The sequence below is a fragment of the Bradyrhizobium ferriligni genome (genome assembly GCF_056837965.1).
In genome coordinates, this window is record NZ_JBXEJO010000022.1 from 88,755 (window position 1) to 114,330 (window position 25,576).

Annotated in this window: 15 protein-coding genes and 1 pseudogene; 6 read left to right on the forward strand and 10 right to left on the reverse strand. The window is 58.4% G+C overall.

Going from position 1 to position 25,576, the window contains the following annotated elements; translation table 11 throughout:
- Positions 1-650 precede the first annotated feature (650 nt).
- From AC1VNY_RS15415 to AC1VNY_RS15425, 3 genes are read left to right on the forward strand one after another with little or no spacing between them, the layout of a single operon-like run.
- Entirely contained in the window at positions 651-3,323 is a 2,673-nt protein-coding gene (locus tag AC1VNY_RS15415; protein WP_482405783.1) for a PAS domain S-box protein, read from the forward strand.
- Positions 3,320-3,997, forward strand: a complete 678-nt coding sequence (locus AC1VNY_RS15420) for a response regulator transcription factor (RefSeq protein ID WP_482405784.1) — start codon at positions 3,320-3,322, stop codon at positions 3,995-3,997. The genes AC1VNY_RS15415 and AC1VNY_RS15420 overlap by 4 nt, the downstream gene beginning before the upstream one ends.
- Before the next feature lie 46 nt (positions 3,998-4,043).
- On the forward strand, positions 4,044-4,478 hold the full coding sequence (locus AC1VNY_RS15425; protein WP_283064245.1) for a response regulator transcription factor: 435 nt from the start codon (positions 4,044-4,046) through the stop codon (positions 4,476-4,478).
- A 326-nt stretch (positions 4,479-4,804) separates the two neighbouring features.
- On the opposite strand, the gene AC1VNY_RS15430 is transcribed toward AC1VNY_RS15425, so the two are convergent.
- The 5 genes from AC1VNY_RS15430 to AC1VNY_RS15450 form a co-directional block, all read right to left on the reverse strand.
- Complete coding sequence (locus tag AC1VNY_RS15430; RefSeq protein ID WP_482405785.1) at positions 4,805-6,994, reverse strand: hypothetical protein; 2,190 nt, start codon at positions 6,992-6,994, stop codon at positions 4,805-4,807.
- A 44-nt stretch (positions 6,995-7,038) separates the two neighbouring features.
- The gene (locus AC1VNY_RS15435; protein ID WP_482405786.1) at positions 7,039-7,362 is read right to left on the reverse strand and encodes a hypothetical protein; all 324 of its coding nucleotides are present in this window, start codon (positions 7,360-7,362) and stop codon (positions 7,039-7,041) included.
- 24 nt (positions 7,363-7,386) lie between these two features.
- Complete coding sequence (locus tag AC1VNY_RS15440; RefSeq protein WP_482405787.1) at positions 7,387-7,959, reverse strand: transposase; 573 nt, start codon at positions 7,957-7,959, stop codon at positions 7,387-7,389.
- A gap of 635 nt (positions 7,960-8,594) precedes the next feature.
- On the reverse strand, positions 8,595-10,421 hold the full coding sequence (gene glmS, locus AC1VNY_RS15445; RefSeq protein WP_482405788.1) for a glutamine--fructose-6-phosphate transaminase (isomerizing): 1,827 nt from the start codon (positions 10,419-10,421) through the stop codon (positions 8,595-8,597).
- A 5-nt stretch (positions 10,422-10,426) separates the two neighbouring features.
- Complete coding sequence (locus AC1VNY_RS15450) at positions 10,427-10,579, reverse strand: hypothetical protein (protein ID WP_482405789.1); 153 nt, start codon at positions 10,577-10,579, stop codon at positions 10,427-10,429.
- A 1,302-nt stretch (positions 10,580-11,881) separates the two neighbouring features.
- Here AC1VNY_RS15450 and gmd point away from each other — a divergent pair.
- Both gmd and fcl read left to right on the forward strand, forming a co-directional pair.
- The gene (gene gmd, locus AC1VNY_RS15455; protein ID WP_482405790.1) at positions 11,882-12,967 is read left to right on the forward strand and encodes a GDP-mannose 4,6-dehydratase; all 1,086 of its coding nucleotides are present in this window, start codon (positions 11,882-11,884) and stop codon (positions 12,965-12,967) included.
- Positions 12,948-13,991, forward strand: a complete 1,044-nt coding sequence (gene fcl, locus AC1VNY_RS15460) for a GDP-L-fucose synthase (RefSeq protein WP_482405791.1) — start codon at positions 12,948-12,950, stop codon at positions 13,989-13,991. The genes gmd and fcl overlap by 20 nt, the downstream gene beginning before the upstream one ends.
- Before the next feature lie 250 nt (positions 13,992-14,241).
- Here the strand turns inward: fcl and AC1VNY_RS15465 are convergent, their stop codons facing one another.
- From AC1VNY_RS15465 to AC1VNY_RS15475, 3 genes are all read right to left on the reverse strand, one after another.
- Positions 14,242-15,381 (reverse strand): MFS transporter, encoded by a 1,140-nt coding sequence (locus AC1VNY_RS15465; protein ID WP_482405803.1) that lies wholly within the window; start codon positions 15,379-15,381, stop codon positions 14,242-14,244.
- A 688-nt stretch (positions 15,382-16,069) separates the two neighbouring features.
- Positions 16,070-17,020: a sulfite exporter TauE/SafE family protein gene (locus AC1VNY_RS15470; RefSeq protein ID WP_482405792.1), complete on the reverse strand. Its 951-nt coding sequence runs from the start codon at positions 17,018-17,020 to the stop codon at positions 16,070-16,072.
- A gap of 791 nt (positions 17,021-17,811) precedes the next feature.
- Positions 17,812-20,916, reverse strand: coding sequence for an efflux RND transporter permease subunit (locus tag AC1VNY_RS15475; RefSeq protein ID WP_482405793.1), 3,105 nt, complete (start codon positions 20,914-20,916; stop codon positions 17,812-17,814).
- A 1,891-nt stretch (positions 20,917-22,807) separates the two neighbouring features.
- Here AC1VNY_RS15475 and AC1VNY_RS15480 point away from each other — a divergent pair.
- Positions 22,808-23,362: a hypothetical protein gene (locus AC1VNY_RS15480; protein WP_482405794.1), complete on the forward strand. Its 555-nt coding sequence runs from the start codon at positions 22,808-22,810 to the stop codon at positions 23,360-23,362.
- 1,239 nt (positions 23,363-24,601) lie between these two features.
- Here AC1VNY_RS15480 and AC1VNY_RS15485 read toward each other — a convergent pair.
- A pseudogene (locus AC1VNY_RS15485) lies at positions 24,602-25,101 on the reverse strand (adenylate kinase family protein).
- A 182-nt stretch (positions 25,102-25,283) separates the two neighbouring features.
- A partial coding sequence (locus AC1VNY_RS15490) for an AMP-binding enzyme (RefSeq protein WP_482405795.1) occupies positions 25,284-25,576 on the reverse strand: 293 nt, incomplete at its 5' end.

A 25,576-nucleotide genomic window follows, 5' to 3' on the forward strand; every position in this document is an offset into this window, starting at 1 on the left:
ACCACGACTCGGTGTCGCGCCCCAACGCGATCCAGATGACGGCGCAAGGGCGGCCGGGGCAGACAATAAAATTCCGACCGAACCTGGCGGCCTGACGGGCAAAGGTACTGGATCTATCCATGAAACGGCTTGGTGCGTGGCCAGCGAACTGGCCTCGTCCATCGATGCTGCGGCAGTGATGACTCGTGAACTAGATCGGCACCTTCACCAGGTCGGGATGGATCGCATAGAGCAAACGTCACGGTGCTCTACTGCTTGTCGGCGCTCCTTAGAGATTCAACGACGGGCGTCTCATTGTTCAGCGTCACGTCCTGGCAGACCCGCGGCTCACAGCTACCCCGCCGCTGGCCTTGGCCGCATACAGTTGTGCCCGGCCGCGGCCTCCACGGCCGCGCGCGCCTGCCAAAGGGCTATTGCAGTGAAGGAAAACAGACATCTGAGCCTCGATTGTACGCACGTCGGCGCGCCATTTGGAAAGGTTTAGAACAACTATACCTAGGTTTGTAATGCGCCTTTCTTCGGCACGTGCTGAGTTCAGCTGTAAGCAATTTACCCGGAACCGCTCTTGAGCGTGGAGCGGAAAGGATTGCCCCATTTTTGCCTAAAATGTTATAACTCACCCGCCGGAGAAAGGGCCGGACGGTCCAAAAATGTATAACCAGATCAATAACTTCAAACGTTCCGCCACGCAGTTTACTTTCGGCAGCATAACGCTGGCGGTGGTGACGCTAGCTTCCTTGTACCTTCAAACACATTTCGCTGCGACGGCGTTCGGCTATTTGCTGGTTATATTGCTGTTTTCATTGATCGGCAGCTTTATCGCGTCATCCGCGCTTTCGGTCTTAGCTATTGCCGCTTTGGCGTACTACTTTGCGCCGCCGGCGTTCAGTCTGCGGATCGACGACCCCCAAGTTCTTCTGGTGGTTGTCGCATTCTTTACCGTCTCGATTGTCGGAACGCACCTGATTGGAAAGATCCGCCAGGAAAGAGAGGCTGCGCATGAGACCGCGGCCGAACTCCGGCGCAGCACGGCCGATTTGAAGGACCGTGAAAAGCGGTGGCGCGCAATCTTTGAGCACAATCCGGCCATGTATGTCATGGTCGACGAAGCCTGTACCGTCCTCAACGTCAATACGTTCGGCGCGACACACCTCGGCTATGCGCGCTCCGAACTCATCGGTCAATCCGTTCTGAGGCTCTTTCTGGAGGAGGATCGCGAGTTCGCTCGCACATGCATTCGCAGATGCCTTGAAGATATCGGTCAATCGCAAACCTGGGACGCCCAAAAAGTCAGAAAAGACGGCGCGGTCCTGTGGGTGCGAGAAAATGCCAAAGCCATGCTTTGGGCCGATGACAAGTCGGTTGTCCTGATTTCCTGCGAAGATATCACCGAAAAACGGCAGACGGAGCTTGCCTTACAGCGCAGCGAAGCCCATTTGGCTCAAGCGCAGGAGTTGAGCCACACGGGCAGCTTCGGCTGGAACTTCGCCACTGGCGAGGTTTTTTGGTCAAAAGAGCTTTTTCGAATTTTCCAGTTGGATCCGAAGACGATACCAAGCCCGCAACTCGTCGTCGAGCGCACGCACCCGGAAGATCGAGCTTCCGTCCAACAGACGATCGATCGAGCGATGCAAGACCCACAGGAGTTCGAGCATGAATACCGGTTGCTGCTACCGGACGGCTCGGTGAAGCACATCCGCGCGCAGGCGCGAGCCACGACAACTGCCTCTGGCGAAATCGAGTTTGTCGGGGCAGCGACGGACATCACAGTTACAAAGCAAGTAGAGCAGCAGCTACGCCGCAGCGAGGCCTATCTGGCCGAAGCCCAGCATCTCAGTCATACTGGCAGTTGGTCATGGGACGTCCACGGACTCGATTTTGTGTATCGCTCCGCCGAAGTGAATCGCCTCTTCGGCTTCGACCCGCAAGAGACCGTGTCCATAGAGACTATTCGTTCGCGGATCCATCCGGACGACCTGCCGCGGCTTCAGGAAGTGCAGCGACTTGCGAGAGACGGCGAGCAAGACCGCTTCGAATATGATTTTCGAATCTTGCTCCCGGATGGCTCGATGAGGCACATACATTCTGTGGCCCATGTCGTGGTTGGCTCCGACGGCAATATCGCCGAGCTCATCGGGACACATATGGATGTCACTGAGCAATACGCAGCCAGAGAGCGCCTGGAAAGCACACTTGCTGCGCTGCGCGAAAGCGAGCAGCGCTTTCGCGACTACGCTGAAACAGCTTCCGACTGGCTCTGGGAAACCGGGCCAGACCATAAAGTCACTCACTTATCGGAACATACCAGCGCTGCGGGAATCCTGGCCACAGGCCTCCTGGGCCTGCCGCGTTGGGACATTGCTTGCGACTTGGAAGACGAACCTGAGAAATGGCGGCAACATCGTGCAAGGCTAGAGGCACATCTGCCATTTCGTGATTTGGTCTATCGCACCGTCAACCGGATGGGATGTCCGATCTACGTCCGGACGAGCGGTAAGCCATTTTTTGACGTAAGCGGCAATTTTCTTGGCTACCGTGGCGTCAGCACCGACATCACCGCTATTATCCGCGCAGATCAGGCCGAACAAGAGCTGCGGAAGGCACAGGCGGAGCTCGCGCATGTGACGCGCGTGACGACGTTAGGAGAGCTGACCACCTCCATCGCCCACGAAATCAACCAGCCACTCGCCGCGATTATCAGCAACGCCGACGCGTGCCTCGGTTGGATGGGCCGCAAAACTCCTGATCTTTCCGCCGCGCGCTCATCCGTTGAATGGATAATCGAAGACGCAATCCGGGCAAGCGAGGTCATCCGTCGCGTTCGTGCCCTTGCGAAAAAGGGCGAGATCGAAATGCTGCCGCTCGACATCAATGACGTCGTTAAGGACGTCATCGCGCTGGTGAATCGTGAGCTGGTTAGCCACCAGGTGACACTGAAAACAGAGCTGACGGCAGCGCTGCCCGCCGTCCTCGGAGACCGGATTCAGCTGCAGCAGGTGATTATCAATCTGGTGATGAACGGGATCGAAGCTATGGACGCAGTTACGGACCGGACGCGCGAACTGTTGATCCAGTCATCTAGGGACGATATGGAACACGTGCGGCTTGCGGTGACTGATAGTGGCGTCGGCATCGCGGAGAATGACGTCGATCGGGTGTTAGACCCCTTCTTCACGACAAAATCGAGCGGCCTTGGCATGGGCCTTTCAATCTGCCGCTCGATTGTGGAAGCTCACGGAGGGCGTCTTTCTATCGTCCACAGGCAGGGGCCCGGAGCGAGCTTTCGGTTTGACCTGCCGTTGCACAAGGAGGTGGTGTCGTGAACGAACGCTCAAACTCCCAGCGCGAAGGCAGCAGAGCAGAGGCATCGGCAAATGCGATTGTCTTCATTGTCGAAGATGACCTCTCGATGCGTCGGTCGCTTACAAACCTTTTTCAATCCGTCGGCCTGGACGTCGTTGCATTCGGATCGGCCCGAGAAATGCTGCAGAGCAAGCTTCCGGACGTCGTTAGCTGCCTGGTTCTTGATGTCCGGCTGCCTGGCTTGAGCGGCCTTGAGTTCCAGACTGAGCTAGCCAAGTCGAACATTCATATTCCCATCATCTTCATTACAGGCCATGGCGACATACCCATGAGCGTCAGGGCCATGAAGGGTGGAGCGGTCGATTTTCTCACAAAACCGTTTCGCGATCAGGAACTGCTGGACGCTGTGATCGCGGCGACCGAACGTGATCGCAAAAGACGGGCAGCCGAGCAGACCGTCGTGAACCTCAAGTCCCTATTTGAGACCCTCAGCCCGCGCGAGCAGGCAGTTATGAAACTAGTCGCTACCGGCTTGATGAACAAGCAGATAGCTGCCGAGCTGGGGCTCGCCGAGATTACGGTCAAGATCTATCGGGGACACGTGATGAAAAAGATGCGGGCCCGGTCGCTGGCGGATTTGATCAGGATGACTGAGACGCTGGGACTCCGTGCTAACCGTCCCGAACAAACCTAAGTATGATTTTACAATTTAACCGCGCAAGCCCACTTTTCGCCCAGGGATGGCTAATGCCTCGGCAGTCGCTAGTCCCGCGCCAGGAGGGCCTGTCTTGTCCACGCCTTTGATTTCTGTCGTTGATGACGACGCATCGGTCCGTGCGGCGACAGAGAACCTTTTGAAATCGCGTGGCTACGTCGTTCAAACGTTTGTGTCGGCCGAGGAGTTCTTGAGGTCACCGCGGTTGAACGAAACCTCTTGTGTAATTACGGATGTGCAGATGCCGGTTATGAGCGGCTTGGACTTGCTCGCGGAAATGCGGACCCGTGGCTACGGTGTGCCATTCATTTTCATTACTGCCTTCCCCAATGACCGCGTGCGCGCCTCTGCCCTGAGCGCGGGAGCGGCTGGCTTCTTGGCCAAGCCCTTCGCCGGACATACGCTGATCGAGTACCTCGATGCCGCACTGGAGGAGAACGGCGGCGGCGGAAACACTTGAAGCGATCAACCGGCCGCCAATCTTATGTCTGATCTGAGCGCTTCGCGCGAGACACGATCCCGATCAACTTCTTGGAAGCTAAGCCCGCTGCCCTGTCGTTTAAATTCCATGAAGTCGGGTTGGCGCTTTCCAATAGGGTTCATTGAATCCGTCACGTCGCCAACGACGAAGCCCACAGCGTCAGCGTATCTTCAACCGACGTGCCACCAATCATCAGATCCCGAATCATGGTCGCCATGGATTCAGAGTTCTCAGGAACATGCAACTGTAATGCTAACCTAGATGAGCCAGAGCCTCTCTTCGCGAAAAGCCTAGTCAGTCTCAAATTATCTGACGTCGGACAGGCCGCCAACTGCGTTGTTCAACAAGGACCTACAGAATGCAGGCGTGAGCTTGCCGCGGTGGATCACGACGTTTTCGTGCCCCATCGCGGCTCGCGCGCTCTGCCAGTGCCGATTGTAGCCGCGCTGTTCATTGGATTTCACATGGCAAGCGGCGAAGTCGGCGTCAGCTGCCGTCGCCAACTGCCACGCATGTACCGGCCGCTTCGTATGGATGTGCACCCACATCGGATTCGCCGCCGCACCGTTGCGCAGTGCCTTGGGCCGCAGCTTAGTCTCGAACAGCGTCCCCGGATCGCCGCTCAACGCGCGCGGTGGATCCGGAGGCTCCAACTCCCCGGCCGCCCGCAACCGCTCAAGGTATTTCTGCGAGGGAAAGCCGTAGCTCTTCATGCAATCGATCATGATCGCGGCTCTTTGCCTCTTCAATGAGTTTGCCTGTCCCTGCACCTCGGAATACATCGCCTTGAGCCGGACTATTTTGTCGTGCACTTCGGGCACTTGCGCAGGCGTGAGCAAGCCACTTCGACGAGGCTCCTCCACCGCGGCTACACAGGCTTCGATCTCGGCGGCCTGTCTGTGGAGGCGCTCGACGACGATATTTAGGACGTGGTCGGCGTCCTCGGGTTTCATCTGACGCGCTTGTGAGACGGCGCTTTGCTGAGCCGGCAGATCGAACTGCAAAAGTTCGTCCAATCGCTTGAGCAGTCCCGTCAGCGCTTCTCTCGAGGGCGGAGCCTGCCACATCGTCAGGTTTCCGCTCGCCGACGATGACGCCTGCGCGCGGGCCTCCTCCGCGCTCGTGAGTTTCTTTGTACCCAGATCCGAGAGTACGATAACCTTGCGTGTTGGGCCCGTGCCAGCGTCGGACCCGGCGAGCTGCGGCTCAGCGCTCCCAGCTGTCGAACTCCCCTCGCCTGCGGCCGCTGCGCGCCTGCCTTTGCCCTTCCTGCGCGCTGCAGTGCCTTCGCCCACCCCGGCAGTATGTTCCGGCAGCGCAGCCCAAGCCGGCGGTTCAATCGTGGCCGGCGTCTTTGGCTGAACTGCCAGCAGCCGCGTGACTTCGTCCGCTGTAAGCCACGCACATTCCACGATCTGGTCCAGCAATTTTAACGGCAGATCGGCTCCCGCTCCGGCGTCCGTCAGGCTGGAAACCATGCCGCTCACTCCTGATGCAAATTCCGAAAGCCGCGCCATGACTCCTTCCAGAACGTCGCGGTGCTCAGCGTCAAGCGCCGCTCCGTTGCTGTTCATCACGGCCTCGGCCGTCGAGTCGAATGCCGGAACAACATCCTCGATGAAGGTCCCGAGCAGACGCACCCGCCCGTTTCCATCGATGAGGGCGTCTCGCACGGCTGGTCCCAACCTGCTCGCTAGGGAGAGCTGCGCGAGAGTGATCTGCGATTCCAGATACTTGCACTTCGTATTGAGTGCATAGCCGGTATGCAGCCGTAGCGCGGCCTCTTCGGACTTCCGCATCTCGGGCGTGCTGCTTGGTAGGCCGGCAGTAGCCGCGCAGACGGACTGCATCCGCTCCGAGCGCAATGCCCTCTTTCTCCACCACTCCATGCAATGCTCATAGTAGGGCTCCACGCCTGAAAGCACGCGGTTCAGCTGATCAGGCGAAGCGGTGCGGATGATCCTGCCGAGCAGGGCTGCTGCTTTCTGTCTGCCCTTCTCGAGGCCATCGAAAATCGTAGCGGCCACGGCGTTACATTCGTCGGCCGCGCCCAGCGTCTCATCGCGGAGCTGGCGAGCCCGATCGTCGGGCAGAATGCGCCCCGCCAAACCTGGGGGCAGAGCAGCGTAGTAGTCCAGAACTGCTAAGCCTGCCTTGACGACTTGATCGATCAGCTCTTGCCTCTCGGACGAGGTCCGGCCGCGCGTGGCTGCCCTACGACAAGTATTAAGGTCCTCAAGCAGGCTGCCCACCGTTCGCTTCGCTGCCTTAATCTCGTCTCGTCCTGGCGCCGCCACATCCGAAGTTGGTTGCCGGTTCACGAGCGGCGCGGTTCTATCTTGAGGCCCGGAGCGCATCCGCTCCACGACGGCGTCGAAAGATTGACTGCGTTCCCCAGGGACGAGGCCGAACTCCAGGCTCGAACTGCTCGATACCCCAGTGCTGTCGGCTCCTGCTCCAACGTGCGGTTTGCCAGCTCGGCCGATGCCCGTCATATTTTATCTCCGATAGAAGAGTCGAGAATGCGCAGCCTTCCTGGCTAGACCGCTTCGCTGACGAGTAGCTGACCAAAAGCGTTTTTCCCGGTGCACAAGCCCATGTCGCCTCGGGTCCACTTCCATCGCAGCTGCTGTGCTGCTGAAGACAGCGATGCCGAGATGACCGCCTCAGCTGCGGGATCATCACCTGCAGCCCATGACCGAAGCCTGAAGCGCGCAATTTTCGCGAGCGCGCTGGGGCAGCACCCCGCCACTTGATAGCCTTGCATTGGGAGTTCATTTTCCACGGGAAATTGCCCGCGATCGGCGCAGCAATGGGCGCGCGGACGTTTCGGGCGAAAATCCGTATGCGGGACATCGCGCATAATCTAGTGTCCTAAACCAGAAGTTCATCTCGTTTCAGGCCTTGGCTGACACATTGTAAGCGCAGAAGCGTTCGATGGAGCTGAGAATGTCGTCGGCTGATTTGGTCCATCGGAATGGGCTGGGGTCGGCGTTGTGCTGTTCGATGAAGGACGTGATCTCAGCACGTGCTCCGCCACGGTGCGGTAGATGCCGCGCCTGATTTTGCGCTCGGTGATGCGGGCAACGAAACGTTCGACCTGATTGAGCCAGGATGAGCTGGTTGGCGTCAGATGGTCGTGCCAGCGCGGTCTCTTGGCCAGCCAGTTACGGATCAGCGGCGTCTTAAGGGTTGCGCAATTGTCCATGACGAGAAGAACGTCCAGATCGTCCGGCACGGCGACTTCGATCTCATCAGAAACTTGCGGAATTTTGTGGCGCGTGGTGCGCCCGTAACACTTGCCGATGACCAGGCCGGTTGCGATGTCGAGAGCGGCAAATAGCGGTGTCGTGCCATGGCGCTTGTAGTCGTGACTGCGCGTTCGACCTGACCAGGCCGCATGCGGAACGAGGGTTGGCTCCGATCCAGCACCTAGATCTGCGGCTTTTCGTTGACACACAGCACGATGGCTCGCTCGGGCGGGGCCACGTAGAGCCGACGACGTCGCGAACCTTGGCGACGACGTCAAGATTGTTTGAAAGCTTGAAGGTCTCCAACCGATGCGGTTGCAGGCCGAAGGTGCGCCATATCCGCTGTACCGTCGAGACCGACAGTCCACTGGCCCTCGCCATGCTGCGCGAGCTCCAGTGAGTGGCGTTGGGCGGTTTCGTCTCAAGGGTGCGGACGATCACTGCCTCGATCCGGGCATCTTCGATCGTGCGCGGCGTCGCTGGCCGATCCAGGAAATCCGTCGCATCGCTATCAAGCTCGCTCAACGGTGCATCTCGATCGACCGTGTTCTCGCATGGTCGCTCTGGCGGCGAGCTCACCAGGCCGACGCACGGCCCGCTCACCTCAAACGAAAACTGCAACTGTAATGCTAGGCGTCCATCACGAATGAAGGCGGCCGAAAGCTCGCCTTTTCGGGCCATCGGATCGCCCTCCTTCCGAGGGTTAGTTGGCGCCGGACAGAGCCTACCCAGATCGTAGTCTCCATAATCTCCGTCAGGACGCGGCGGCGCGCCAGACTATTATCTGTCATGTTCTTGTATCGCAGAACTGCCGCGGGAGAGCACGTCGACGTTCCTGCCGCGTCTATTCAACAGTGACCGATTTTGCAAGATTACGCGGTTGATCCACGTCCGTCCCCATAACCACGGCGGTGTGATAGGCTAGCAGTTGCACCGCGATGGCATAAACCATGGGCGTAAAGCTTGCAGCCATGTTTGGCAACACAATGGTCATGAGCGTATCCACCGTCGCGTCCGAAGCGCCCTTCGCATCGGTGATCAAAATAATGTTGCCGCCTCGAGCGGCGACTTCTTGCATGTTCGAGACTGTTTTCTCGAAGACGTCGTCGTAAGGCGCTATCACTACCACGGGCATGGTCTCATCGATTAATGCGATTGGTCCGTGCTTGAGCTCGCCGGCGGCATAACCTTCCGAGTGGATATAGGAGATTTCCTTCAACTTGAGCGCGCCTTCTAACGCCAGGGGCGCCGATGTGCCTCGGCCGAGATAGAGCACGTCGCTCGACTTTGCGATATCACGCGCGAGCTTCTCGATCTGTGGTTCGACCAACAGCGCCGCAGCAATCAGCCGAGGCACTTCGATGAGCTCGCGTACGAGCTTCGATTCATCGATCTCGGACAGTATGCCGCGCTCCCTGCCTGCTGCGACGGCAACCGCCGCCATCACCGCCAGCTGGCAGACGAATGCCTTGGTGGAGGCGACGCCGATTTCTGGACCGGCCAGTGTCGGCAGCACGGATTCGCTCTCGCGCGCGATCGTCGACGTCGGGACGTTGACCACGGATATCGTGTGCAGGCCCTGGCTCTTGGCATAGCGCAACGCAGCCAGCGTGTCGGCAGTTTCCCCCGACTGCGAGATGACGATCGCGAGATCACCGTGGCGCAGAGGCGCCTCCCTGTAGCGGAACTCGGACGCAACATCGATTTCGACAGGCAGGCGCGCCAGCCGCTCGAACCAGTATTTGGCGATATAACCGGCATAGCTTGCCGTGCCGCACGCCGTAATTGAGATGCGCTGAATGAAGTTAAAGTCGAACGGTAGTGTGAGCGGCAGGGCTATGCGCTCGGCCGCCATATCGAGATAATGCGCCAATGTCTGCCCGACCGCTGTCGGCTGCTCGTGGATTTCCTTGGCCATGAAGTGACGGTAGTTCGCCTTGTCCACCAGGAGTGACGACACGCCAGACTTTGATGTTTCCCGATGGACGACAGTCCCGTCTGCGCCATAGATCATGCAGATCGTGCGGGTAAGCACGGCCCAGTCGCCGTCTTCAAGATAGGTGATGGCATCGGTCAAGGGTGCGAGTGCGATCGCGTCAGATCCCAGATAAACCTCGCCGGTACCATGCCCGATCGCAAGGGGCGACCCCTTGCGCGCGCCGATCAAAAGATCCTCATGGCCTTTGAACAGGAATGCCAGAGCGAAAGCTCCGCGCAGTCGTGGCAGCGAGGCTTGTACCGCATCCTGCGGCGAGTAGCCATTCTTGAGGTACGATTCGACGAGATGCGCCACCACCTCGGTGTCGGTCTCTGAACTGAAATGAGCTCCATTTTGCTCCAGTTCGTCCCGCAGTTCGCGGAAATTCTCAATGATCCCGTTATGAACGACCGCCACATTTTCCGTTGCGTGCGGGTGAGCATTGCTCTCGGTCGGTTTTCCATGCGTCGCCCAGCGAGTGTGACCAATACCGCTATGACCCGACGGCGGATAATCGCGCAGCCGCTCCTCAAGGTTTCTCAGCTTACCTTCAGCGCGCCGGCGCTCGATACGGAGACCTTCGAGCGTCGCGACGCCCGCGGAGTCATAGCCCCGATATTCCAATCGTCTGAGAGAAGCGACCAATTGCCCAGCGACCGGACCACGTCCCAAGATGCCTACTATTCCACACATATCGATCAGTGCAGCCCAAGTTCAAGAAGCCAAACGTCCCCTAAAGGAGCATTTTCACGAAATTCGCGCTCAATTGGGAATGGGTATCGAGTTTTGAATTTGATGCAGTTGCCTGTCACCGTCGCATTCACAGGCGTGAGTTCGGTTTCTTCAACCATCATCGCCTCGCCCAGCCACGCTCCGCCTTTGGTTGTCCGCTATCGAGTACAAACTGCGATGCGGCTGCGAATGGCGTGACTGCTTCGAGGTGGGCTCTATATGCAGGCACGCTTGCGCGGCTTGGTGCGGCATCTAACCCTGGCACAAACAGATCTGTTGCTCGATGGCGACGATAACGACCGGCGTCGCAATAAGCCTGGTGCGAGGATATATCGCGCAGGGCGTCAGGCTTCATAGATTGAGGACATTTGAACCAGATCGACAGACCAGTTGTCTCACAGTAAAATGTCATGTCTTATTTGGCTCATCGTCGCTGATGAGCCATTCACGGCTCTTCAGCTCAAACTCCCGAGAAACGAGCGGCGATGCGGCCGATCCGGTTAGCAGCTAGTGTGGGGGCACTGAGTCCCCGCACCTCACCGAGGGTCTCCACGAGAGGCTTGCACCGGCCGCGCTCCATTGGACAGAAGGATGCAGCCTCACGGCACTCTCCACATGGCTGGGTGTCGGTGTGTTTACGCAGCCGCTCTAGTATGTATTGTCCTGTGTTCGTGCCGGCTTAAGACGCTCATCATACTCGGATGTAAGCTATACGATTGGCATCGAACACCCTATTGTACGAACGTAAGCTTTCGATATCGAAACGTTCGAAGAACTATACCGACGTTTGCTACTCTTCATCATTTCGTCTTGCGTCTACCGTCCACTTCCTACGCGAGCTGCACTATTGGCAGAAGCGCAGAGGTCGATGCCCCTATTGACCAGATTACGTGCTCTATTCGGACTCTTAGGTGCGGCGCTTTGTAGAACACGAGATTGGTGTGCAGCTTCACTGTGCGCTGGCTTGCATGCCGTCATTCCCAATAAATGCGACGACAACCGCACCTCAGCACATCGCTCTATTCGACCGTGGCGGACCACGCAAAATGGATACAGCATGTACCTGGAGATGGATAGGGAACACAGACCGTCGGCATCTATCTCACAGGAAACATCGCTGGAGCAGCGCGTCTAACTGGGCTGCGTGTGCGGCGTTTTCGTTCAGCTCGTTTGCTTAGGATCATCGCGGGGTGTCAGGCCGGTCGCGTGTGTTAGCTGACGTTCTTTTCTTGAATCTGAATGGTACAGTCGAGAATAAATCAATGTATATAGTGCGCATTTCCATGTGAAGTGTATGACTAGAGTAACGATCGCTTTTCCCTTATTGCGGATGGTGCGCGCTTGCGCATCTAGATCGAGAAAGCGCTTCGCAAATCGCGTTTCGAAAGGGCGCCCTCGTTCCGGCGGAACTAAGAGAAACCATGGCGGCTCAGGATTCAAAGCGGCGCGTTGCGCTGATCACCGGCGTTACCGGGCAGGACGGCGCGTATCTCGCCGAATATCTGCTCGGTCTCGGCTACACCGTGCACGGGATCAAGCGCCGGTCGTCCTCGTTCAACACTGCGCGCGTCGACCATCTCTACCAGGACCCGCATCTCGGCAACGTGTCGTTCCTGATGCACTATGGCGACATGACCGATTCGACCAATCTGATCCGCCTGGTGCAGCAGATCCGGCCGACCGAGATCTACAACCTCGCCGCCCAGAGCCACGTCCAGGTCAGTTTCGAGAGCCCGGAATACACCGCCAACGCCGACGCGATCGGCGTGCTGCGGCTGCTGGAGGCGATCCGCATCCTCGGCATGGAAAGGGAAACGCGGTTCTACCAGGCCTCGACCTCGGAGCTTTACGGGCTCGTGCAAGAGGTGCCGCAGAAGGAGACCACGCCATTCTATCCGCGCTCGCCCTACGGCGTCGCCAAGCTCTACGGTTACTGGATCACGGTGAACTACCGTGAGGCCTATGGCATGTTCGCGAGCAACGGCATCCTGTTCAACCATGAGAGCCCGATCCGCGGCGAGACCTTCGTGACGCGGAAGATCACCCGCGCCGTTGCCCGCATCGAGGTCGGCCTCGAGAACAAGCTCTATCTCGGCAATCTCGACGCCAAGCGCGACTGGGGCCACGCCCGCGACTATGTCGAGGGCATGCACAGGATCCTGCAGGTCGACGAGCCAGGCGACTTCGTGCTCGCGACCGGCGAGACGCGGTCGGTCCGCGAGTTCGTCGAGCTGGCGTTTGCCGAGGTCGGCCGCAGCATCGAATGGCGCGGCAAGGGCGTCGAGGAGGTCGGTGTCGACAAGGCGTCCGGCAACACCCTGGTGCAGATCGATCCGACCTATTTCCGCCCGACCGAGGTCGATCTTCTGATCGGCGACGCCAGCAAGGCGCGCGCCAAGCTCGGCTGGACGCCGAAGACGCCGTTCGCGCAGCTGGTGAAGGAAATGGTCGCCAGCGATCTCGTCGAGGCCAGGCAGGACGCGGCCAATGGCAAGCACGGCGTTTGAGCTGAAGGGCAAGACGGTCTTCGTCGCCGGCCATCGCGGCATGGTTGGCTCGGCGCTGATGCGCCGGCTGGCGCGCGAGCAGGCCGATCTCCTGACGGTGTCGCGCAGCGAGGTCGATTTGCGCGACCAAGCCGCGGTCAACGCCTGGTTTGCCGCGAAGCGGCCGCAGGCCGTGTTCCTCGCCGCCGCCAAGGTCGGCGGCATCGTCGCCAACAACACGCTGCGGGCCGAATTTCTCTACGACAATCTGGCGATCTCGAGCAACGTGATCCAGGCAGCGCACGCCAATGGCTGCGAGAAGCTGATGTTCTTCGGCTCGTCCTGCATCTATCCGCGCCTGGCGCCGCAGCCGCTGCGCGAGGATTCGATGCTGACCGGCCCGCTGGAGCCGACCAACGAGCCCTATGCCATCGCCAAGATCGCCGGCATCAAGATGGCCGAGGCCTATCGCAGCCAGTACGGCGCGGATTTCATCAGCGTGATGCCGACCAATCTCTACGGCCCCGGCGACAATTATCACCCCGAATACAGCCACGTCGTCGCCGCGCTGATCCGCCGCTTCCACGAGGCCAAGGTTTCGGGCGCCGGCAACGTCGCGGTGTGGGGCACCGGCACGCCGCGCCGCGAATTCCTCTATGTCGACGATCTCGCCGACGCTTGCATCCATCTGATGAAGACCTATTCCTCGCCGGAACTGGTCAATATCGGCACCGGCGAGGACATCACCATCGCCGAGTTCGCACTCATGGTCGCGGCCGCCGTCGGTTTTCGCGGTGAGATCAGCTTCGACACGTCGCGCCCGGACGGCACGCCGCGCAAGCTGCTCGACATCAGTCGTCTGGCCGGGCTCGGCTGGCGTGCCCAGACCTCGCTGGAAGATGGCATTCAGCTAGCGTATCGGGCATATCTCGCCGACAGCAAATGGACGGCACTGCTTATCCCCGAAAAGTGGCGTAAGCAGGCCCATCCGAGGATCCGTGCGCGGGTATCCCCTAGCTGGCCCCGTCGCTCGCGTGACGATTAACTTTGCCGCGCGTTGCCCAACGCTCTTCGTCAGCAGCGCTCGGTTGGACGCTCGATCATCCAAGTGACACGCACATCCTAGCTACGGTTCAGCGAGCCAACTCGCAGGAACAGAGGAATGGTTGTGATCGAGACGTACCGTTTTACTGCTATCAGGTTGAGAGCTGATCGACTCTCAGCCTTGAACGCCGGCGCCGCAGCCGATCATTGGCTCGAAACGTGCCGGTGTGCTTTTCCTCTCGATCGGCGGCCTAGCGATGTTCGGCCATAACCATCCGCGCCGACAGCGTGACGATGCACATGAGCGCGCCTAACATGCCGAACGCAAAAGGTAAGCCGGTCATGTGTGCAACGAGCCCGATGCTGGCGGGACCCATCAGTATACCCGCGTAGCCAGCTGTCGTGATGACCGCGATTGCAACGCCTACCGGCATCACCTTCTGTTTGCCGGCGCGGCGACACAGTACAGGTACAACATTTGAAATACCCAATCCAATAAGAAGGAACCCCGCCATGGCAATCCCCGCAACCGGCGCGGCGACCACAGCCAGGAAGCCTATCATGATTGGTAGAGTTCCGAGCATCAATGTGGCACGGTCGCCGATTCGCTCCACCACGGCATCTCCGCCGAGACGTCCCGCAGTCATCGCGATGGCGAAGAGCATACAGCCAAGACCTCCATGCGCCTCAGCGAGAAGATCTTGCCCAACGAGAAGCAAAGCGCTCCAATCAAGCATTGCACCTTCGACAAGAAACGTGATAGCCGCGAGCGCAGCTATTAGCACCACACTGCGATGGGGCAAGACAAACACAGGCCCCCGCTGCCTTACACTCGTCGCGGTCAACCGCGGCCAGGCCGACACAATCGCGATCATCATAAACGTCGAACACACCAACGTCGAAAAAAGCGGACCAAGCTGAAGCGAAAGGAACAAAGTCACGGCGGCAGAGCCGGTGAATTCGCCGATGCTGTAATGGGCATGGAAGCCGGACATCAATGGACGGCCGGTGGCGCGCTCCAGTTCAATCGCATAGATGTTCATGGCTACATCGATCGCACCCAGTGAAACGCCGAACGCAAACAGCGTGGCACCGAGCGCAAGAGGTGTTCCGGCGATAGCAAGCCACGGCAGGATAAGCGCGAGGCCGAGTCCACCCGCGAAGATAATGGGCTTGCTGCCGTACCGCGCATTCGACACGCTGGTCAAAAGCATAGCGAGAACGGATCCCATTCCGAGACAGAGCAGCAGAAGACCAAGCATGCGGTCATCTACCGCGAGCCGCTCCTTGGCGAGCGGCACCAAAGGCGCCCACGCCGCGAGGCCAAATCCGGCAACAAAAAACGCAAGCCGCGTCCCAAGCAGGCCGGCAGCCCAATTGGCAGATGGTATCACAGGCACTCCTGAGAGAAGGGGCTGGTGAGCGCGGCGCCCCTCATCCTGTGTGCGCCGCCTGCAAGCGGTCCGCAGCTCGACGACGATGGCCTCGCGTTGACATTGTTTATCCCTGCAAACGCGATGCCATCGCAAAAACTCGAGCCCCCCAGAGGGCAAGCGCCAACGCGGAATGATCGTCAAGCCGCGGACGCCGGTTTGGCCTATCTTTCTCGGATAGGCTAGCCGTACGAAGGACGCTAGTCTTTGCTTGTTTCCGACGGTCAGAGGCGCAACAACTCGAGTTGGCTTTGTCGCAAAGCGCACAAAGCCGACGGCACCCGGACCTTGCGTGTACTTCGAGAAGAACACCACAGCTCGCGCAAACTCGGCCGTCAGCTCCCCGGCAGCATTTTCTGTCAGTCTGGAAGCTCTCGTAAAAGCAAAGGCGCTGAGCTACGCCCGAGCTCAATACAACGAACATTCACGGAGGACCGGAGCTGACCGCGGGGAACTTCTACACTACACCGGGGCATCGGATCGCGGCAGACCATCCGAACGTGACGGAAAATCAGAGCTGCGATTCCAAATTCCCGGCGTCAGAGCGCTGGGTTGTCATGGAGCAATCAATCAAATCCCCGCTACCATTTATGTTGGCGCCAAGAAGGGCAGCATCGGCGTCGCGTGCAGTCATCAATTACCTTTGCTATCTGGTTAGGTCCAGGAAGCGCGCGCGTTCGATAGCGAGCCGGTCGTCGGCATCCCTCAAGCGCCTTATATCCGCGGAGCGCCGCGACTGTCGCTCTGACCAAGTCGGACTGTGCGTGGTAAAGAATGAGTATAGCAAGCAAAAATCGATCAGTATTGTCGCCGTCATCACGCTGTAAGCCCAGGCGTTCTGCACGAGATCGAGCTCGATCAACACCCGTGACAGACCGAAGCCCACGATCCAAGCATCAAAGCTCATGCAAATGCGTCGAAACATCTCCGGATCAAGCCGCCGAATGACGTGGGATCCCAGTGGGATGCCGAGCAAAACACTGGGTATAAAGGCATAAAGCAGGCTGCCGCTTTCGGAAATGAAAAGGCCGAGCTTGTAATAGACAAAGGCAGTCGCGCTCGATTCCACTACGCGAACCAGGGCCAGGCCGGCGCGAAATTCGTTTTTGACCAGGCCCTGGTTGTTAAACAGCATAGCCAAAGGCGGTCCGGAGATAGTCGTCACCGAATAGAGGATGCCCAGCATCGACCCGAATGGCAGACCGATCAGCCAGCTTGCTTCGATAGGGCGGCGCCAGCCCGCGGCTTGCAACAAGATCAGGGGCAAAATGATCGTGTACGTGGCGAATTTGATCCAGCCCGGCTGCAGTGAGGCCAACGCATAGCCCCCGAGCGCAATGCCTGGCAAGAGCCCAAGCAAGATGGGAAACACTCGTCTCCAAACCGCCGGCACGCCCTTCAGATTGATGAAGAGGACGTAAACATTGACGACGACTTCGATGATAACAATGGCCGGATTGAGAATGCGATTGGTGTAGAAAACCAGCGCAAGGGGTACAGTGAGCGACGAAAAGCCGTAGCCAATGGCTCCATTTACGAACGCGGCAAAACACGTTGTTGCCGCCAAAAACAACATAGCACCATCAAACTCAGGCATTTTCCTTAACTTTCCCAGTCCGGAGGGCGTCCGATCACACGTCAGCGAATCAGACGTGGACATTGGTCATCAGGATTGCGGCAGATTCTGATCCCTCGCTTCACAGCTCCGGCCGCCTTCACATTGGCTTTCGGTCGTGGCCAAGCACGAGGTTCAATTGTTTCTCCTATTATCGACTTCGGTTGTACGAAGCTGCGTTGTACTTCCCCTACCCGACCGCGATCACTCAGCTAATACGTGTCAGTCTATTTTTCGGCTTATCGATCGCTGGTTTTCGTATCGAAGCCCTGACCGCGGCGGTCGTAGATGCGAGGCTCCTGACGACCAATTCCGAATAGTCCCCGGTAGACTTGAACTGTCGGCAACTCGGCCATAAGGCCATTGCAACCCAGAGGTCGTCGTTTTCAACTAGCATGCGACGCGCTCAGACGGGAGTAAAGCAATTCTCTCCAGTGCCGTTGGGATAATAGCAACATCACCTTTTCAGCGTTTACAAGTTCTTCGCCGGGCGCCTGACGCTCGCCAAGCTGGGCAGCATGTGGCGACGATCTCGTTACGCGAGAAGTATGAGGCCGTACCAGGCTCTATCGCTGACCACACCGGCATCATGAAGCGGCCGCATTTTTTGCGATGCAGTCCTTCACCTCGGGCGAACGATGGGTCGACACAGGCGCAGCAGGCGGACATCATCCTTCGGTACCCTCGTGAATTTCGAGTCGATGAAATCACCGCGGTCGGCGAACAACGCCCTATCCGGAGCAGCAATCGAGCGAACGCGGATTGATTAATCGTTATTGTTTGGCCAGCTGGGCATCAGCAGCGCCGGTCAGTTCAGCCTCGGTGCCGTTCTTCGCGTGACCGGCACTCGCGTCGGCCCGGTGATCGGACGCGATCGCGACATAGACCGCCGGCAGCACGAAGAGAGTGAAGAGCGTGCCGATAGACATGCCAGCGACAAGCACCAGCCCGATCGAAAAGCGGCTCGCGGCGCCAGCTCCCGTTGCGGTCAACAGGGGTATGAGGCCCGTGACCATCGCCGCCGTCGTCATCAAGATTGGACGCAACCGGACGCGCGCCGCCATCTCTATAGCCGAGCGACGGTCAAGTCGCTCCTTGAACTGCAGTTCATTGGCGAACTCAACCATCAGGATACCATGCTTGGAAATCAACCCGACCAACGTCAGCAGCCCGACCTGCGTGTAGATGTTGATCGTCGCCCAGCCCAAGAATAACGGTATCAAAGCGCCGACGATTGCCATCGGCACGCTGATCATAATAACGAGGGGATCGCGCAGACTTTCGAACTGCGCCGCAAGCACCAAGAATATGACGATCAGGGCAAACGCGAAGGTGATGGCCAGTTGGTTGCCCTCGTGTACATATTGCCGGGCGTCGGCAAGGAAGTCGTGGCTGAAGCCTGCGGGCAGTCTCTTTGCCTGCGCTTCCAGGAAGTCCACGGCCTGACCGATCGTGACGCCGGGCATCGGCACGGCTTGAAAGGTCGCGCAGTTGAGCTGGTTGTAGTGCGTGAGTGCGTTCGGATCAGTCGCAGTCTCCACCGAGACTACGGTAGATAGCGGAAGCATCGAACCTTTCGCAGTCTTCACATAATAGTTTCCGATCGCTTCCGGGGCCAGGCGTTTCTCGCGGGGCACCTGCGGAATCACTTGGTACGAACGACCTTGCAGATTGAAGTGATTGACGTAGTTTCCGCCAAGTAGGGTGGCGAGCGCGTTACCGATATTCTGCATGGTGATGCCAAGATCGTTGGCTTTCGATCGATCGACCTTGATTCGTACCACGGGCTGATTGAACTCGAGGTCAGAATCGCTGATCATGAACAGACCGCTCTTGCGCGCGGCATCCTTCAGGTTTGACATCTGCTCATAGACGGATTGGAAACCTAGCGTCGAATTGATCACCATCTGCACCGGTAGCCCGTCCGTGCCTCCCGGAAGCGGCGGCAGGCTAAAAGTAAATGCGTTAATACCTTCGATTTTGGACAGCTCGACCTGGACAAAGGACTTTAGCGCGATCGATGACCGCTTTCGCTCATCCCAAGGCTTGAGCAACATGCCGGCCACCCCTCCCCGCGTGCCGCTAGTGCCGTTGAGCACGAAGCTCAAATCGGTCTCGGGAAACTTCCGAAGCGCCTTTTCGAGCTTGGCGCCGTAATAGTCGAGGTAGTCGATATTGGCGTATCTCGGCGCCTTGGTTAGCGCGAATACAATCCCTTGATCTTCCTCCGGCGCGAGTTCCTTGGAAGTGTGCATATAGAGAAAACCGACGAGACCCAGCATGGTCACGACGAACAGCCCGGTAATCGGGCGATAGTCGAGCGAGCGGTCGAGCTTGCGTCCGTACCAGCGTGTCGTGGCGCCGAACACGCGGTTCACAACCCTTGCAAACCGCCCCTCCTCAGCGCTCTTCAGGCAGACCGAACACATCATCGGCGACAGCGTCAAAGCGATCACACCCGACACGATCACCGCACCCGCCAGCGTAAACGCGAACTCGCGGAACAGCGCACCGGTGAGGCCCCCGAGAAAACCGATGGGCGCGTATACGGCGGCCAACGTAATCGTCATGGAGACAATGGGACCCACTATCTCGCGCGCGCCTCTCGTAGCAGCCTGGAGGGGCGGCGCACCCTCTTCCAGATGTCGATGAACGTTCTCCACCACGACGATCGCGTCGTCGACAACGAGACCGATCGCGAGCACCATCGCAAGGAGGGTAAGGAGATTGAATGAAAACCCCAGCGCCAGCATCATACTGCAGACACCGACGAGCGACAACGGAATGGTGACGACAGGAATGATGACCGACCGCAGCGAAGCCAGGAATAGGAAGATGACCACCACCACTATCACGACAGCCTCAATGATCGTCTTCTCCACTTCATCGATCGACGATTGAATGAATTTGGTGGAATCGTAGGCTACTTTCATCTTCAGTGCCGGCGGCAGGTTACGCTCCATTTCTGGAAACAGCGCCCGAATACCTCGCACTATGTTTAGCGGATTGCCCTGCGGGCTCGCCTGGACGCCGATGAAGACGGCGTGCTCGCCGTTCATGGAGACGCTGACGTCTGTGGTCTGCGCGGCAAGCTCGACTGCCGCAATGTCCTCCATGCGTACAAAGCCGCCGTCATTGGCTTTGACGACCATGCGCTTGAAGTCATCGACACTCCGCAGGTCGGTGTTTGTCGTGACGTCGGAGATAGTGAAATAGCCCTTGGTCTGGCCGGCCGCGGCCTGGAAGTTGTTGGCGGCGATTGCAGCCGAAACATCTGCCGGCGACACGCCGTGTCCCGCCATTTTCGCAGCATCGAGCCATAGCCGCATCGCAAAACTCTGGCTGCCCAGAATGTCTGCCGCCGCGACGCCGTCGACGGTCGACATAACCGGTTGCACCACGCGCGAGAGATAGTCTGAGATCGCGCTGGCCGTCAGTTCCTCGCTGGAGAAGGCGACGTACATGACAGCGGTAGCCTGACCGGTTGACTTAGTGACGACCGGATCGTTCGATTCCTTCGGGATTAACGATTTGACTGAATTGACCTTAGACAGCACCTCGGTGAGTGCCTCGTTGGGATCGAAATTGAGCTTGATGTAGACTTGGATCGTCGAGGCACCGAGCACAGATAAGGAAGTGACATAGTCGACGCCCTCTGCGGAAGCGACCGCCTGCTCCAGAGGAGTGGTGATGAACCCCTGGATCATGTCGGCGGAGGCGCCAGGATAGGAGGTCGTGATATTGACGACTGTATTAGACAGTTTGGGATACTGGCGGATTGGCAGAACAGCGGCCGCGCGAAGGCCGATCAGCAAGATTAGGAAACTGACGACGATAGATAAAACCGGACGCTTGATGAAAAGCTCTGTAAATGTCATCTCGACTCGCATTCAAAGAGGGTGACGCAGACTCGCTAGCAAGTCGCGCGGCGGCCATCGTCATTAAAGCGGCAACTGCGGCCAGACCCCTGCTATGAGGGAAACTAAAGCGGCCGCTCTAAAGGCTCGTATGTTCCCAAGCAGAGGCTCAGCCTTCCGCTTCTTCCATCCTCGCTGCTTATAACGGACGCCGGCCCCGCTTGGCTGAGTGCGATCTCGAATAGGGAGCGCCTTCGCAAGATAAAGACCCAAGTCTTTCTTTGCGCGTAATCAGCCTGAGGTCCGCCTCAGGATGTGGAGGTGGGCTCACGTGTTTCCATTTACTCTCGTGCTCAAGTCTGAATGGAGCGCAAAACCGTCTAGGTGAATCGCGTCAGTTCAAGGCTTCGACCCGTTCGATCGAATGATTCAGCTTTGAAATCGAAAGTATGGACAACCTGGCGGATGCTCAACTCTACAAAGGTAAGCGGGTGATATCGCATGGGCTGCAAAGTCTATACCAAGGTTTGTTCTCGGTCCGACTCAAACTTCCACAACAGACGGGTCGGGCGACGGGCCAGTCTCGTACGCGGCCGTGTGCCACTCAAGCTTCTTCTTGGGCATTGTCATCATCCTAGGTCGACTCGGAATCGGTCGATTGCGACACTCGTTTTCCAGGAGGCAGGATGCAAATCTCATCTCGAAGTATCTAGGCAAAGCCGACATGCACAGGGTTGACTCAGAGAGTCCGCGTGCAGGAGGGATTTGCTCTCGCGACATTGAAGGCTTTGCGCTGGACGGCCATGAATAGGACGACATCTATGCTGGCCGGCGTGAGGGGGACGAGATGATCCACGCCGGCAAGGTCGACCACGGCTTCGACACGGCCTCGGCCGCCGATCTCCACAAAAAGCCTGACGCCGCCGCTGATCCGTAAGATGCAGCCTCACACCAAACGCATCGAGCAAAAGGCGATCTGGGTTGCGCTGAGGCTGATCGTCGAAATCGAGTAATCTTGCCAACTGCCGAAGGTAAAGTGCGGCATTCCCTCTTTCATGGTATCGGGGAGGATTCATCATTGCCTCACCGCGCTGCCGCCTTTGCAATGATACCCGCTGGCTCTAGGAGGTGACTCCGGCTCAGCCACACAAAGGCCACACGCCTGCATGCGCGGCGCGCTGTCAGGATGCCGCGTCCGGTCTGTTGCAAACCCGACGATCACGGCTTTGTCTCGCCCTCGCCGCAAGAATTCAAGCCGAATCTGTATCGGCGCCAGTCTAAGGCGCCTACTCATAATTCGCCGCGTCGGCCTTACCCCTAAAACCAGTGATCGCCGGGCGACCACGGCATCTCGGTGATGGGCAATGAGGCGACATCGCGAGCTCAATTTGATGTTGACGCGACGAACTCCTACGAAATTTCTTTAAACATACGTAATCAGATTGGTACATTGCTTGCTTTGTTCAGGACCGCATCGCCCCCGATCATCTTCTGAGCGGACCTGCGTCGCCGCAAATACAGATTCCGCCCGGAGATCGCCGTGCGGCGAACTATAGAACCGGCGTAGACCGGGGGTATCGGCCTAAATAGCAGACTGCAGCGCGAAGGTGGCGATGCTGAACTGGCCAGTCGAGGGAGCAGTTGCAAAGGCCGTCGTGACTTCTGGTAAGCCCATCGTTGCGAACGATAACGCCATTGATCCAATCATTTCACGCGCTCGACCTTCTTAGGCTTCACGTCTGATTTTGTTCTAGAATGATGAGGTAGGACATGCAAAGGCCTGGCGCGCGGTGGTCGACCAGCCATTGAAATGAAATCAGGTCGTTCTTTTATGCGTCAGAAGGGACCTAATTCGTTCTCACGATGAACCGTAATTTGCTTCCGGACCGTAGCTGAGGAGATTGAGGGCGCAATGACGTGTATTGTTGGACTGGTTAATAAAGGCACTGTTTACATCGGCGGCGATAGCGCTGCTTTGGACTCGAACTATTCTCTCGTCGTCCGCAACGACAGGAAGGTATTCCGGAGCGGCGATTTCGTCATGGGCTTTACCAGCTCATTCCGGATGGGACAGCTTTTGGCGTTTGGCTTCCATCCTAACAGGCCGCGCGTGGGTATCGATGTGATGACTTACATGGTCACCGACTTCATCGACGCCGTGAGAGCTCGAATGAAGCATGGCGGCTTTGCTAGGATGAGGGATTCTGCTGAATACGGCGGGACGTTCCTTGTCGGCTATGCCGCCCGGCTGTTCCATATCTCCGACGATTACCAAGTTGGAGAATCGGTCCATGGGTTCGATGCGTGCGGATGCGGTAATGCGATAGCGCTCGGCTCGCTGAGATCAACACGCGACTGGAATGACCCCAAAGCACGCCTCATTGAAGCTTTGGGCGCCGCCGAGACGTTCAGCGCGGGTGTCCGCGGGCCGTTCTATTTAGAGCAGACGGACTGCACGAATAATTGAACAAGTCTCAATGATCCTTGGCGACAGCCAAACCTGGAGCCCGGTATCCGGCACCTTAGCTCCGGATAGAGCTGCTGGTCTGTTACACTCGCGCCTATGACGGCCAAATGGCTCAAAATGGTCTTCGGTTGGCTGGACCCTCCACTTGCGAACGTCAGAGAGTAGCTGACCCGCGCACAGCGAAGGAGAGATGCTGCTTCCTGTTGACGCGTGACCCCACGGATAACTGGATACTCGACTATCTCCGGTCGGATGGGTCCGCTCTGCATCGGTCGTAGTGAGTCCGCAAGGTGTACTCCATGCGGGCCGCCTTAGACGAGAGCGTCCCAGCAATGCTGCCGATTAATATCGCCGGTCATCGTTCCGCTGACGGCAAAGGTCCCGAACGCCAAGCAAACCCCGTTCCGAATGGAAGCGCTCCCTGTAGTGGCCCGTCCAGCAGCGTGGACCAAGCCGGCACGATTTGCGTCGTCGCGACGACACCCCCGAAGCAAAGCATTGCAGGATAAGCGACCGCTGCGACTCGAAACCCGCGGCTCACTCCTAGTATTAAAGGCGCCGCGAACAGCAGACCGATGACGGCAATAGTTGCATCGCTTCCACTTTCAACTTGCATGACTCGACGCAGGACTGCGCTGGTCAGGACCACGTGGAACGCGAACCAGCCTGCGACCAGAAATGCCAGAAGAACTCCAGGAATATCTGCACCAAGTCGGCCGAACACTGCTTCGAGCATCAACTGCGAATTGAGCCCCCAACGCCCCGCCGCGAACCGATTGCAGCGACACAAGCGAACAAAAGCCAGCAACCAAGCACAACGGCGAAAAGACCATCGACAGTTCCAAGACCGGATTGGAGCCGGTTTCCAATGACGACGAGACTGAAGGCCGAGGTGAACCCCGACCACGCAAACGCCGGATAGAGCAGGCCCCTCCTCGCTGACAGAGGGATGGGGAGGATCTGGCGATTGTCGCTGATCAATTCGTCCACATCGAAATCTCTACACGACGGTTCATGATCAACAACCAACCATAATTTCTCAGACAACACACGCGATATCAGGGGGCGGCTCCGACCGTCGCGCGATCCTAATCTGTGAGGTGGACAGGCGACGCCTTGGTAAACAGCGTTGTAAATGCAGATTGGATGGCTGCCGGGTCCGAAGCGCGAATGAAGTTGCTTCCAGCACAGGCAGACAGGGCAATTGGAATGTCGTCAACGCGGGTCGCGCCGCCGAGGCTATCCAATCGCTTCGACGAGTGCCGCCGTGACACGATCCACAGCCTGCGAAGCGTCGATCGTTCTGAGCTGGTCTCGGGCGGCATAATAGTCGGTGAGTGGCTTTGTCCGGCCGGCATAGGTGGTTAGGCGCACGCGCAGCACTTCCTCGTTGTCATCCGCTCGCACTGCCGCGCCGCTTTGGCGGGCCTGCATGGCTCGCCCGGCGATTCGGTTTAGCAAATGTTGTTCATCGACCTTGAGCTCGAGCACGCAATCCAGCCCCTTGTTGTCGAGGACTTCGTCGAGGCTCTCGGCCTGAGCGACCGTTCGCGGAAGTCCATCCAGGATAAAGCCTCGCGCTGCATCTGGCTGCTTGATGCGCTCCGCAATATGCCTGCGGAGACAGCCGCGCGGAGCATATCGCCGGTCGACAGTTGCGGGATGGTGAGAAGCTGCGACAGCTTAGAGGCCTGCGTTCCCTTGCCGGCGCCAGGCGGCCCTAGAAGAACGATTCTCATCTCAATCCTGCGCCGAATGGAGATTTTGTGCGCGAGGATGGCAATACTCCCTCGATCAGCGCGCATACGTCATCGGCACACCCCTTTCCCGGGCTTCGTTGACGGTGATGAACAACGACGGTACCGCCGCTTGACTCCACTCGGCCTATCGCGATCGTGTCAATCTTCATGGTGCGCTCGCGTTATCGCTTGTTCTGACGGTTCTGCACGAGGTCGTCGATCACGGCCGGATCGGCCAGGGTCGAGGTGTCGCCGAGACTCGACGGCTCGTCCTCGGCGATCTTGCGCAGGATGCGGCGCATGATCTTGCCGGAGCGCGTCTTGGGCAGGCCGGGCGCGAACTGGATAAGGTCCGGCGAGGCGATCGGCCCGATGTCCTTGCGGACCCAGGCGACCAGCTCCTTGCGCAGCGCCTCCGTCGGCTCGGTGCCCTTCATCAGCGTGACATAGGCGTAGATGCCCTGGCCCTTGATGT